Source organism: Spongiibacter sp. C9W, assembly GCF_057370015.1.
Genome location: NZ_CM170672.1, coordinates 2,392,152 through 2,404,559, shown reverse-complemented (window position 1 = coordinate 2,404,559; position 12,408 = coordinate 2,392,152). Strand labels below are relative to the sequence as shown.

Below are 12,408 nucleotides of genomic sequence, written 5' to 3'. Positions count from 1 at the left end.
TCGTCTCGCGGCGCGACTGTCCTCTCGACATTCAACGCCGGGTAGACGCTCTCATCACAAAATCAGTAGCGTAAGTGGGCATCCCTTCCCGTGGGCGAACGTCCTGGTCGGCCCGGCTCCACGGCGAAGTCCCTGTGACATTCGCAAGCGACACACTTCTCGCCGCAGACACTCACTGCCGACCTAACAAGCAGTGAATGTGGCGGGACGGGTTTGCCCAGCGCCAAGACTAACTATATAGTCGAGGCTCTACCTCCCCAAAATTGGGGACGGCGAAAGGAATCGCTGTTCACTGCCAGGGATGCACCGGCGTAATGAAACATACATGGACAACGACAGACTGTCGCAGCTCATTGGAGAGCTCTATCGCCACGCGGATCAGGCAGACGGGTGGCTAGCCTTTTTCTCCTTGCTGGAATCCGACATTCCCACCCGCTCTACCACCTTAATGCTGGAAAACACGCAGGATAAAAACGGCGACGTCGTGCTGAACCGGCATATCGATGAAAGCGATATGCAAAGCTATATCGACTACTACCTCAAGCGGGATGTCTGGTCGGCCGAGCTGATTAAACGCCCGCCGAAAAAATTTCACGGCAGTCAGGAACTGTCGGACAAAGCCTTGCTAGCCTCTGAGTTCTACGCCGACTATGCACGCCCCGCCGATGTTCGCCATGCTTGCGGCGCTTATATAGAAGACCCAAGTCAGGGGCGGGCGTTTCGCGTTACCCTGCAACGCAGCCACAGTCACCAGCCCTTTAGTCGCGACGAGCTGACCTCTCTGGATGCCTTTGTCCCCCATATTCAGAACGCGCTGGCCATTCACAAGCGCAATATCGATGGCGAAATTACCCGCATGGGCCTGGAGGCGGTAGGACGAATTGTCGATAGCGCGGCCTTCTTGCTCAGCCCAAGGGGCGAACTGCTGTCTCACAACAGCATGGCAGAAGCGCTACTGAAACGTGGCATTGCCCTGCATCGCGGTCGTCAACTGCGTTTCAACCACCCACAGCTGGATCGTCACGCCGCGCAACTTTTCAATGACTTGATGGCATTCACCGACAATAAACAACGCCAAGCGCGCCGCTTTGCCCGAATTGGCGACAGCGACAATGGCTATCAAATGAGTGTGGAACCCTGGCTGATTCCGTCGATACGGCCCGGTTACCAGGAGCTTGGCGCACTGCTGCAGCTCAAACCCAACACCTTGCGCAGTCAATTGAGCCACCAGGGCTTGCGCAAGCTATTCGGCCTTACCGCTAGCGAGGCCAGCGTTATTCAGGGCCTGGCAGACGGCTGCTCAGCGGCAGCCATTGCCCAACAACTGGGGGTGAAAGAAAGCACCGTGCGCAGCCACATTAAATCCAGCTACCAAAAGCTGGGCGTGGGCAAACAGTCGGAACTGCTAAGCGTGGTGTTTTCTTCCCTGGCCCGGCTTTAATTAGCGGTTCAGTACGTCGTCGCGCACACTTTCCGCAATATTGGCCACTTCCTGAATATCACCCTCGCCCACGCCCAGCTCTGACAGCGTGGCGGCCAAGTCTTCAACAACGGCGTTGAAGTGCTCATCGTTCAAGCCCATACCGGCGTGTGCGTTGCGCATGTCCTCACCGGTGTAATCATTGGGGCCACCAAACACCATGGTTAAGAAGGCTTTCTGTTTGCGGGCCTGGGCGAACATATCAATATTTTCAAAGAAGCTATTGATGCGCTCATCTGCCAGCACCTTTTCGTAAAAAATATCCACGGCCTTGTCTACCGCTGCTTCGCCACCTATACGCTCATATAATGTTGTCATTATCTCTCTCCGATTAAAGATGCATAGTAAATGCATGTTTTGAGACGCTATAATAGCCACGACTCCAGTGTCAGGTAAAGGGCTGATAGATGAAATTAAGTAAACATACGGACTACGCCTTTCGCAGCCTGATATTTTTGGCGGGGCAGCCGCCGGGGCAGCGCGTTACGATTCAGGATATTTGCGACTTTTACAGCATCTCCCCGAACCATGTATCGAAGGTCATCATGCAACTGGTGCGCAGGGGTGAGGTTGAATCTGTGCGGGGTAAAGGTGGCGGCCTGAGTTTGGCTAAGGCCCCTGAGGACATCGCGCTGCTGGACATCGTAAAAGAGTTTGAAACCACTTTGCAGCCGATCAATTGTGCAGAGCAGCCCTGCAGAATTATGGGCGACTGCGCCTTACAAGGACTGCTGGGCAACGCCGTGGGCGCTTTCCTGAAAAGCCTGGCACCCTACACGCTCGCCGATATTACTAGCAGCGAGGTGCAGGTACTGCGCCTACAGGCTGATTAGTCAGCCGGTAGCTCGGCGCTGTGGTAGATATTTTGCACATCGTCCAGCTCGTTGAGCATGTCCATGAATTTTTCAAACATGGGCATATCGTCTTGGCTGATCGGCGCGGTGGTTTGGGGCAAAAACTGAATTTCCTCGACATCAAAATCGATGCCTTCAAACGTTTCTTGCAGTGCCTGTTTGGTCTTAAAGAATTCCGTATGCGGCGCAAACACACTGATTTTGCCGTCTTCGCACTCAATATCGCTGACGTCCACGTCAGCCATCATTAGCACCTCCAACACCGCCTCTTCGTCGTCACCGTCAAAAACAAAGATCGCAGAGTGGTCAAACATGTGGCTGACACTGCCCTGAGTACCGATCTTGCAGTTGGTTTTGGTAAACGCCAGGCGCACATCGCCAAAGGTACGGTTTGGGTTGTCGGTTAAACAATCCACAATCACCATGCAGTTACCGGGGCCAAAGCCCTCGTAGCGCGCAGGGGAGAAGTCTTCGCCGGCACCGCCCTGCGCTTTATCCAGGGCATTTTTGATAACGTGGCTGGGGACTTGGTCTTTCTTTGCGCGGTCCAACAAACTGCGCAGAGCCAGGTTGGCATCGGGGTCTGCCCCTCCCGACTTCGCCACCACGTATATTTCGCGGCCATACTTGCTGTAGACCTTGGTTTTGGCGGCGGCCGTCTTGGCCATAGACTCTTTTCGGTTTTGGTAGGCTCTGCCCATTACGCAGCTCCGCGTGTTGGTTAAATTAAGGTCGGCGATTTTAGCTTGCCAAAGCGCGCTCTGCCAATCGCCTGACGGTTTGGCTAAAACTCGAACTTCAGCGGCGCGGTGTTTTTCTGTTCCAACACCACCGGCAATCGGAAGTTTTCCGGCATGCGCTTCATAATATAGCGGCGGCCGTTGTCCACATGTTGGTAGCGCATCAATTCGCTGCTAAGGTGATCAATGCGGTAGGCGTCGTAGTGCGACGGGTTCTTCGCATTGGCCAGCTTCATACCGTCAACCATCACCCAGCCGCGAAAAATACGAAAGTACACATCCCCCGAAACGCCCCAAAAGCCCACTTCGGCCTGGCTCTCTACCCGACCGTCGGGGTGCGTGCTGCGAAAGTCTGTGCGATAGGTGCCATCTTCGGCTCGCTCTACTAACCACTCTTTGCGAATACCGGTTTTACTATTGGCAATGCCATACCACTTACCCAGCAGGGCTTTGCGCGCCTGCGCGGTAGTCAGGCCGCTACCATCTGCCGGCGCGGAACGAACGTCACCCCGAGACTCCACGGCGGGCGTGGCAGCAAGGCTGGCACCCTCAAATTCCACCTGCTGGCGGTCTACCATTGAGCTGCATGCCGACAAACTGGCTGCCAGAATGCCCGTTAACACCAGGCTGCCCAAGCCAGAGAATTTAATCATCTTGTCCATCCAAACAAAGCAGGCGCTGATGAGCAGGAAAATACAGCGCCGACGAAATCGGACATTCTAACCCAGTTGCCTGCAAGGCCTCTCGGTATATCTGCATTTTATTGCTGTAGCGCTCACGCTGGGCCGCCAGAAAGATCTCCAGAGAGCCCCGTGCCTCAGCGGTTTTATAATCGATAATCCAACAGCGCGGTTGCTCGCCGCGATTGTCGATAAACGCGCGATCGAGAATGAGTGTTTGCCACTGTCCTGCCATCAAGCGACGAATGGTTTGTTCACTGGCCTGCCAGTCGTAACTTTGCAGAATCCACTGCCCCTGCTCACAGGCCAGTGTGTTGTCGAGTAAGTGCAGCACTCGTGCCAGACTGTCTTCCAGGCCCGGCTCGGGGTGGCAATGATGGCGCAGCCGCTGTCGCAATGCGCCGGCCAATCTGGCGCGGTCATCTATCAGCACCCGGCTCGTTTGCTGGCGCCCGAGCCGCTCCATTAATTCGTGGAACACAATACCAACAGCGCGCTCTTCAATATTGTCTTCAAGCACCGCGTTTTCGGTCTGGCGCTGCACCCGTTGCAGCGGCGACTCCGGGTACACCTCCGCCTGCCAGGGCGGCTGCAGTGTCACAGAAAAGTCGCGTAACCTCGGTGCCAGCGGCACTCGCAGCGGCGACGCTTCATCGCCTTCCTGCAGCAACTCGGCGGCTTCGAAGTCAGCCGACACCACCGGCCATAGCCGCGCCAGAAAACTTGCCGCATCGGGCTTGAGGTCGTCTTTACTGTTCATTCTCGCCACGCCAAACAGGTGCAGTTCCACCTTCGCGCGGGTGAGTGCCACATAGAGCAGGCGATCCAACTCTTCACTGAGCGCCTGCTTCTGCACGCCACACAGGTAGTCGTAAAGCCGCTGCTCATCACCGCCACTGCGCTGCGGCTTGGGGGCAAACAGCATGTGCTGTTGCAGGCGCTGCCAGGCCAATAGTGGCCGGTCATCATTGCGGCCGCGATTGCCCAGGCCCGGCAGGATCACCACATCAAACTCCAGGCCCTTGGATTTGTGAATGGTCATCAACTCCACGCGGCTGCTCGGCGGCGCGGCGAACAACCGTGCCAGCGACGATTCAAAGGCCGCGATGTCTTCGAGAATACCCGAGGGCGCGTGCTCGTCGAGCACCGCAAGCACACGGTCGATATCAGCTTGCTGGTGCGGCGCAATGCAGGCCGGCCCGCCCAAGCGGTGCCACAGGCTGCGCAGCGCCCAGCGCAGGTCGCGGCTCTCCGGCCGTGAGTCCAGCCAATTCAGGGCCTCGACGAGGCGTGTGCAAACGCGCCGCCCCTCGTCACTGAGCGCGGTGTTCTCGGCACTGGCGTAGAGGGCGTCGCGCAGAGGCATTTCGGTTTCGCGCAGGCACAATAGATCGTCCCAGCTCAGGCCCACGAAGGGCGCTCGCAACAGGCCTGACCAGGCAACCTCATCGGCGTCGTGCCACAACGCCCGCAGCATAGACAGCAGATCCATTACCGCCGGTAATTGCGCCAGGCTGTCGATATCCTGACCAGAAAAGGCAATATTGGCGGCTTTGAGAGCTGGGGTAATCTCCCGTAAGTGACTGCGGCCGCGCACCAGGACCGCAATACTCGCCTCGGGCGTTTCCCGCCGCACACGCTGGATAATTCCCACCACGCCCTCTGCCTCGCGGCGGGCCGCACTGGCGCTGGCATCGACATCTTTAGCCACCGCAATGGGGTGAACCTGCAGTCGTCCGATGTTTTGCCGCTGTGGCAGCGCTTCTACATAGGCACTGTCACGCTCGGCAAACAAGCCGCGAAAACAGCCGTTAACCCAGTTGACCAAGGTCGGCGATGATCGGAAGTTAGCGCGCAACTGCAGCAAGTCGAGGGATTTTCCCGCAAAGCCGGCGGACTGGCGCAGGTCATCAAACAGGCTGACTAAGCTGCCCCGAAAGGCGTAGATGGATTGCTGTAAGTCGCCGCAGAAGAATACCGAGCGCCCGTCATCCGGTGCCCAGTCCTGGCACAGCGCCTTGAGCAGTTCGATTTGACTGACCGAGGTATCCTGCATTTCATCGACAAGGATGTGCTCAATGCGATCCTCGACCAGCATGGCGTCACTGACCTCCCCTGCACTTCCAGTGCGAAGGGCATGAATGGCGCGCAGGGCAATTTCACCAAAGTCGACGCCGCCGCGCTGTTCAAACACCAGCCGCAGCTGCGCCAGCAGGTAGCGCAGCGCCACGCAAAAATGCCCCACCAGCTCGCGGGAACCGTCGGGTAAGGTAGCAGGTGGCAGCGTTGCCAGCGCCTGCCAGTGCGCCGCCAGCGCCTCCGGTTCGCTTTCCTGAGCGCGCGTCAACCAGTCTTTTGCCTGTTCGGTTCCCGGCTGGCCCTTTTTAAATTTGGCGTGCTGCACCGATCCCGGCTTATAGAGCTCACCGCTGCCTTTGCAAATACTGCGGCCCACCTCCGCCAACACCGGCAGATCCGTTACGGTAATCGCCTCCGGCTGGGGCAGCTGCGCCGCCCAACTGTGTGCATCGCAGCTACCGGACGACTCCCGGTAGGCGGCAAACAGCTCGTCGATGCCAAAATGCTTAAGCGGCGTCCAGTGGCGCTCAAACGCCTCGCTCACCAATGCCGTTAGTGCCTCGTCCATCACATCGAGATCAGCGCTGAGGATATCTTCCTGCCATTGGTCGCGCTTGGCCAACAGGGCCGACAGCAACGGCTGCAAGGTTTCGATGCGATTGCTGCCGTAGCGCAGCAAACTCTCCAGCGCCTCGCGCAGCGGCGCCGGACACTGTGGGTCGTCGAGTTGACGAAATAGCTCAAGAATTGCCTCGCGGTAAAGCGCCTCGCTGTCGCTAACCGGGGCGGCGGCGCCCAAGCCTGACAGCAGTGGCAAGCGCCGCACCAGGCTGCCACAAAAGCTGTCGAAGGTGGCAATACGCAGGCGGGCGCTATTTTCCAGCAGGTTCCAGCCCAAGCGGGCCTGGTGCTCACGCACCGCCAATACGGCGTCGCGAATATCGCGGTCGAACACACTGTTGATCGGCATTGCCTCTGCCGACTGCAAAGCCGCCATCACCCGCTCTTTAATCTCGCCCGCCGCTTTATTGGTGAAGGTGATGGCCACCACTTGCTCCGGGCGTTCCACACAGAGCAGGCAGCGCAGATAACGCAACAGCAGCACGCCGGTTTTTCCCGAGCCTGCGGGCGCACTGAGCAGCACCGAACGAGCGGGATCAACCGCCTGCTCGCGCTGGGATTGATCGGGAGGACTGAGTAGTTCGCTCATTATTCGTCCTCCGAAGTGGCGCTATCGCGCAGCAGCGGCAGCAGATACGCACTAAAGCTGCGATCCAATTGCGTGCTGTAATCGTGGGCGATATTGCCCGCCAAAATGCCCTCCGCCATGCTTTGCAGGGCGCCTTCCCAGGCGCGAAGTTCGGCCTGCCACTTTTCGGGGCTGTCGACATCATTGCCGTGGGCCTGTTTGGCAATAACACTGTTGGCCCAGTTGCTGCGCATATGCACTTTCAAATCGTCAGGGCTGCGCAGCTGGGCCAGCATCACCCCATCGACGGGGCTATCTTCGCTCGCGGCCAGCGCATAAATAGGCAGTTGCGGCTCAGTCAACGAGTCACTATTGAGCGCCTTGCCATCAATGCTGCCGGTTTTGTAATCGATAACAAGGCGCTTGTCGCCGATGCGATCAATGCGGTCGATGCGAAGCTTTAGCGGAATTCCCATTAACTGGGTATCCATCGCTGTTTCCAGGGCGACGACGTCAAAGTCCTGCAGGCGCGCTTTCTCCTTGTATTCCAGCCAATGGCTAATCAGCGCCACCACACGCGTCTTTTCAAGTTGCATCAGCGACTCGCCAAAGCGTTGCGGGTTAATTTCCGAGCCCTGCAAGGCCTCGTCCACACACTGCGCCACCAGCCGCTCTATCCCGGCAAAGTCCAGTGCGTCCAGCGCGGCCTTGTCCCCCAAACGCTGCCACACTTTTTCCAGGCTGTCGTGAACCAAAATCCCCTGCAGGCGATGATCCAGCCCCTCTGCGGGCCGGGGAAATTCCTTGAGGCGCAAACGGTATTTTAAAAAGGCCAGAAAGGGGCTCTGAGCGTATTCTTTAAACAAACCACTGCCGCCGCGCAACCGCGCCCGCTGCTCCGGGGCCACCGGGCGTACCGCATCTGACTGCGGAAGTGTTAACTGCCCCTGACAGCGAACCGGCAACTCCCCATCGGCCATCTCTGCCGCGGCCATCGCTGGCAGCAAACTACAGGGCGCCCGGGGTGTGCCGCTGGGGTCTTCGCCTGCATAGCTGCACATCAACACCGGGGCGCTGCGCAATATCTCTGCAAGCAAGGCGCGATCGCGCTGCAAACACAAACCGGGCTCACAGCCATCAACCTGCGCCTGGCGCTGCAGGTGCAGCGGTAAAAACGGTGACGGTTCAGCGCGGCGCGGCAGGGCTGCATCATCGAGCCCAGCGATCCAGGCGCCGTCGAAGTGCAGGCCGAGAGCCTCCTCGTACTGCAAGACCCGTATGCGGGCCGGGCTTCGCCTGCTGACGGCGAAGCGTTTGGTGGTCAGAATATGCTGCAGCCAGTGCAGGGCATCGCTATGAGCAACCTCCCCCAACTGGCGATCCAAGGCGCGAAACACATCCATCGCCTGACTAAAACCGCGGCGACAGTCTGCAACCACGGGGTCATCGCTGTCAGCATTCGGCCACCCCGCCGCCAACAGCATTTGGTCGAAACTGCGCACCCAGGCCGAGGGCAGCTGCCGCGACGGCTGCGCGCTAATGTGTGAGTGCAAGGCCTGCAAAACATCGACCCCGGCGTCCTCGCCAAAGTACGGCGCCAAGGCCAGCATGTCGCCAAGCTGACATTGCACCGCTAAGCGGTCGCGACAGAAACGATCATACTGTGCGCGCGGCTGGCGCATGGCTGGCCAGTCCGCCACAAAGCGGCTGCGCAACACGCGACTCAGCTGCTCCAAGGGCAGTGCGCCCTGGCGCAGAGAGATCACATCCCAAGCCGCCCGAATGAGTGGATACGCATATAGGCTCTCGCTGCCCTCAAAGGCCCAGGGCGCTTCCTGCGCCTCGCCCTCGACATAGAGCGACTGCGGAAATACCCGGCGTTGCAGGGCGCGCTCAAGCGGGGCGCGGTAATTATTCATGTCGGCGACCAACACCGCCAGATTCGCCTCGGGCTGCTGCAATAGCTGCCCGACCAACCAATTGGCAATGGCGTCGCACTCTTGCTCAAGCTGGGTCGCGCCGTACAAGCTCGGCACTGCATCAGGCGGCGTGTCGTCGAGCTGAAAACACTGCACACCCTGCGCGCGACACTGCTCGACAAATGCGTGCGTGGCGGGTGTTAAATGCAGCAAGGGCGAGAGAATTAAACGCGCCGGCAACTGCAATAGCCCCTCGGGTAACGCGGCACTCAGCGCTGCTGGTAACTGCTCCGCACTCATCGCGTCCAGCTCGTCCAGCGCCTCCTGCATGGCGCTGCGCCAATGGAAAAAAGCCTGGTACTCGGCGGAAAACAGGTAGTCTTCACGGTTACTGCCAAGGCAGTAGGCGGCGTGAATTTGGAAAGCATCGACAAACTGGCGAACAATGGCGAGGCTATTGAGACAGTTGGCTGGGAAGAACTCGCTGCTTTCGATGATCTTCTGCGCGATTGCCAACAGCTGAATGGGCCGCAACACCTGGCGACTGGGCAGGCTCTCGTCCCACAGTTCAGCCAACCACTGCGCAACAGGAACAACGCTCATGGTTTCCAAAAAGGCCTGATCGTGCTCGCCCCGCGCCACCGCAATGCGCTCGCGTAACTGGCGGGCACTGGCATCACTGGGCACGAGCACCACACTTTTGCCGTCCAGGTTGAGCAGCTCTTCAAAGTGTAGTGGCGTCATTCAGCATCCTTGTGTTGCTAATCTGGGTGTGGCTAATCTGCGTGTAGCCAAAGCCAGTATTATCGCAAAAGCCCGAGGCAAAAACGTCAGGCATAAAAAAAGCCGCGACCAGCGCGGCTTTTTGCAATCTCGCGAAGAGGCCTTACTTGATTTTGGCTTCTTTGTAGATCACGTGCTTGCGAACAACCGGGTCGTATTTTTTAAATTCGAACTTGTCCGGGGTGTTACGCTTGTTTTTAGTGGTCGTGTAGAAGTGACCAGTGCCCGCGCTGGAGACCAGACGGATTTTATCGCTAGCGCCTTTCTTCGCCATGATGGTTCTCCTTAGTATTTTTCGCCACGGGCGCGCAGATCAGCCAGAACTGCATCGATGCCCTTTTTGTCGATGATACGCATGCCCTTGGCAGATACGCGCAAGGTTACGAAACGTTTTTCTGCTTCAACCCAGAAACGGTGGCTGTGCAGGTTTGGCAAAAAACGACGACGGGTGCGGTTTTTTGCGTGGGATACATTGTTACCGGTTACCGGACGCTTACCAGTAACTTGACATACTCTGGACATGATTTTCCTTCGCCTCTTTAAGCTTTTTACGCAAAAAAGCCCGATGAATTCTGCTTCAAAACTTTCGCTTTAAAAAATATGGGCCGCAGCACCGGGAAAACCAGTGCCCGAATCAGGCTCGCTTGACACCGCGCAGCGGTCAGACCCAAATTGAGCGCGACTTTATACCAGAAGCCTCCCCCCTAATCAATGAAACTGGTGAAAAAACCAGCATTGCGGTGCAGATGTGGCGCTATCGCCATTGCCAGTTGCGTGTTAAGCTCAAATTTGTATCGCGCGCGACTAAATTCGCGCCCACACACATTTTGAGAATCAGCCCCGTGGAGGCCACCCAGTTATGTCACGCGACGCTCTGTTTACCCCCTTCTCCTGCAAGTCATTGCAGCTACCCAATCGCCTGGCCATGGCACCGATGACGCGCTCGCACTCGCCCGGCGGTATTGTCTCCGATGCCATGCGCGGCTACTACCAGCGTCGCGCCGAAGGCGGCGTCGGCCTGATCATCTCCGAGGGAACCGGCATTGGCCGCCCCGGCGCGCTCAACGACGCCAAGGTTCCCCGTTTTCACGGCGAAGCCGAGCTCGCCGCGTGGCAGCAGGTTGTCGAAGCGGTACACGACGCCGGTGGCCACTTTGCCCCCCAGCTTTGGCACGTGGGCGCGATGCGGGCCGCGGGCGGCGCCGAGCGCATTGACGACGCGCTATTAGAAAGCCCGTCAGGGATTCCCTCACCCGGAAAAACCCGTGGCCGCGTCATGTCCGACAGCGACATTGCCGACACCATTGAAGCCTTTGCCCAAGCGGCCCTCGCCGCGAAGCAAATCGGCTGCGACGCCGCCGAGTTTCACGGCGCCCACGGCTACCTGATTGATGAATTTTTCTGGGGGCCGACCAACCAGCGCGACGACAAATATGGCGGCAAGACCCTGGTAGAGCGCAGCCGCTTTGCGGTGGAGATTCTCAAAGCGGCACGTGCAGCGGTGGGTGAAGACTTTGCGCTGATCCTGCGAATTTCCCAGTGGAAGCAGCAGGACTATCAGGCCCGACTCGCCGACACCCCCGAGGAAATGGCCGCCTGGCTTGAGGCGCTCAGCGACGCCGGGGCCGATATTTTTCACTGTTCACAGCGCCGCTTTTGGGAGCCAGAGTTTGAGGGGTCGTCACTGAATTTTGCCGGCTGGGCGAAGAAGCTGACCGGCAAACCCACGATCAGCGTCGGCTCGGTTGGCCTTGAGGGCGACTTCCTCGACACACTAGCCAAAGGGATGTCATCTGAGCGCGACCAGCACCAGCGCATGGACGAACTCGAGCGGCGCATGAGCGACGGCGAGTTCGACCTGATCGCGGTTGGCCGGGCACTGCTGCAAGACCCCAATTGGGTCGCCAAGTTGCGCGATGGCCGCGAAGACGAGCTGCAAAGCTTTGATGTAAAGTCGATGATGGCCCTGAGCTAGAGCGCTTTACAAAAGGCCGCGCTCCGCCAGGGAAATCACCTCGGGGCCGGCCACAATGCAGTGATCTAACAAACGAATATCCAACAGCTGCACGGCCTCGCGGATGCGGGCCGTGATTCGCACATCGGCGTCGCTGGGCTCGGCGACCCCACTGGGGTGGTTGTGGGCAACTATTATCGCCGCGGCATTTAGCTCCAGAGCGCGACGAGCAATCTCCCGCGGGTAGACAGCGGCGCCGTCAATCGTGCCAAAAAACAGCGGCTCATAGGCAATCAGCGCATGCTGGTTGTCCAGATATAGCACCGCAAAAACCTCACGCCGCTCGCCGCGTAACTGCGCGCACAAATACTGTTTCGTCGCGGCCGCGCTGGCGAACACCTGCTCGCGCTGAAGGGCCTCAGCCAAATAGCGGCGGGACATCTCAATCACTGCTTGCAGCTGAACGTACTTGGCGTCGCCCAGCCCCTTTGACTGGCAGAAGCGCTGCTGGGAGGCCGACATCAGTGCCGCCAGCCCCTCGTGCTCCGCCAACAACTCCCGCGCGAGATCAACCGCCGACTTGCCGCGTACGCCGGTTCGCAGAAAAATGGCGAGCAACTCGGCATCGGACAGCGCCTGGGCGCCACGCTGCAACAGTTTTTCACGGGGCCGTTCATCCGCGGGCCAATCACAGATTGCCATACCACCCTCCTTGGTGATGCTGCAAAGC

At 58.6% G+C, this 12,408-nt stretch carries 11 protein-coding genes; 3 read left to right on the top strand and 8 right to left on the bottom strand.

Translation table 11 applies throughout. The features are described from left to right. Positions 1 to 325: 325 nt before the first annotated feature. Positions 326 to 1,441 carry a helix-turn-helix transcriptional regulator gene (locus tag AC2Q8J_RS11490; RefSeq protein WP_486451321.1) on the top strand — a complete coding sequence of 372 codons (1,116 nt, stop codon included), beginning with the start codon at positions 326 to 328 and terminating at the stop codon, positions 1,439 to 1,441. Here the strand turns inward: AC2Q8J_RS11490 and AC2Q8J_RS11485 are convergent, their stop codons facing one another. Then, positions 1,442 to 1,798: a group I truncated hemoglobin gene (locus tag AC2Q8J_RS11485; RefSeq protein ID WP_486451320.1), complete on the bottom strand. Its 357-nt coding sequence runs from the start codon at positions 1,796 to 1,798 to the stop codon at positions 1,442 to 1,444. 89 nt (positions 1,799 to 1,887) lie between these two features. Between AC2Q8J_RS11485 and AC2Q8J_RS11480 the strand changes: the two genes are divergently transcribed. Beyond that, entirely contained in the window at positions 1,888 to 2,313 is a 426-nt protein-coding gene (locus AC2Q8J_RS11480; protein ID WP_286695507.1) for an RrF2 family transcriptional regulator, read from the top strand. Here the strand turns inward: AC2Q8J_RS11480 and AC2Q8J_RS11475 are convergent. From AC2Q8J_RS11475 to rpmB, 6 genes are all read right to left on the bottom strand, one after another. After that, positions 2,310 to 3,035 carry a YebC/PmpR family DNA-binding transcriptional regulator gene (locus AC2Q8J_RS11475; protein ID WP_486451319.1) on the bottom strand — a complete coding sequence of 242 codons (726 nt, stop codon included), beginning with the start codon at positions 3,033 to 3,035 and terminating at the stop codon, positions 2,310 to 2,312. The two genes, AC2Q8J_RS11480 and AC2Q8J_RS11475, sit on opposite strands and share 4 nt — an antisense overlap. An 83-nt stretch (positions 3,036 to 3,118) precedes the next feature. Further along, positions 3,119 to 3,727 carry a hypothetical protein gene (locus AC2Q8J_RS11470; RefSeq protein ID WP_204997128.1) on the bottom strand — a complete coding sequence of 203 codons (609 nt, stop codon included), beginning with the start codon at positions 3,725 to 3,727 and terminating at the stop codon, positions 3,119 to 3,121. Continuing rightward, the gene (locus tag AC2Q8J_RS11465) at positions 3,720 to 7,043 is read right to left on the bottom strand and encodes a UvrD-helicase domain-containing protein (protein WP_486451318.1); all 3,324 of its coding nucleotides are present in this window, start codon (positions 7,041 to 7,043) and stop codon (positions 3,720 to 3,722) included. Before AC2Q8J_RS11465 ends, AC2Q8J_RS11470 begins: the two co-directional genes overlap by 8 nt. Then, positions 7,043 to 9,685 carry a PD-(D/E)XK nuclease family protein gene (locus AC2Q8J_RS11460; protein ID WP_486451317.1) on the bottom strand — a complete coding sequence of 881 codons (2,643 nt, stop codon included), beginning with the start codon at positions 9,683 to 9,685 and terminating at the stop codon, positions 7,043 to 7,045. Before AC2Q8J_RS11460 ends, AC2Q8J_RS11465 begins: the two co-directional genes overlap by 1 nt. A gap of 142 nt (positions 9,686 to 9,827) precedes the next feature. Further along, complete coding sequence (rpmG, locus tag AC2Q8J_RS11455; protein WP_022959072.1) at positions 9,828 to 9,998, bottom strand: 50S ribosomal protein L33; 171 nt, start codon at positions 9,996 to 9,998, stop codon at positions 9,828 to 9,830. A gap of 11 nt (positions 9,999 to 10,009) precedes the next feature. Beyond that, entirely contained in the window at positions 10,010 to 10,246 is a 237-nt protein-coding gene (gene rpmB / locus AC2Q8J_RS11450) for a 50S ribosomal protein L28 (RefSeq protein WP_022959071.1), read from the bottom strand. A 337-nt stretch (positions 10,247 to 10,583) separates the two neighbouring features. Between rpmB and AC2Q8J_RS11445 the strand changes: the two genes are divergently transcribed. After that, positions 10,584 to 11,699 (top strand): NADH:flavin oxidoreductase, encoded by a 1,116-nt coding sequence (locus AC2Q8J_RS11445; protein WP_486451316.1) that lies wholly within the window; start codon positions 10,584 to 10,586, stop codon positions 11,697 to 11,699. A 6-nt stretch (positions 11,700 to 11,705) separates the two neighbouring features. Here the strand turns inward: AC2Q8J_RS11445 and radC are convergent, their stop codons facing one another. Next, positions 11,706 to 12,380: a RadC family protein gene (gene radC / locus AC2Q8J_RS11440; protein WP_204997121.1), complete on the bottom strand. Its 675-nt coding sequence runs from the start codon at positions 12,378 to 12,380 to the stop codon at positions 11,706 to 11,708. Between the last annotated feature and the right edge of the window lie 28 nt (positions 12,381 to 12,408).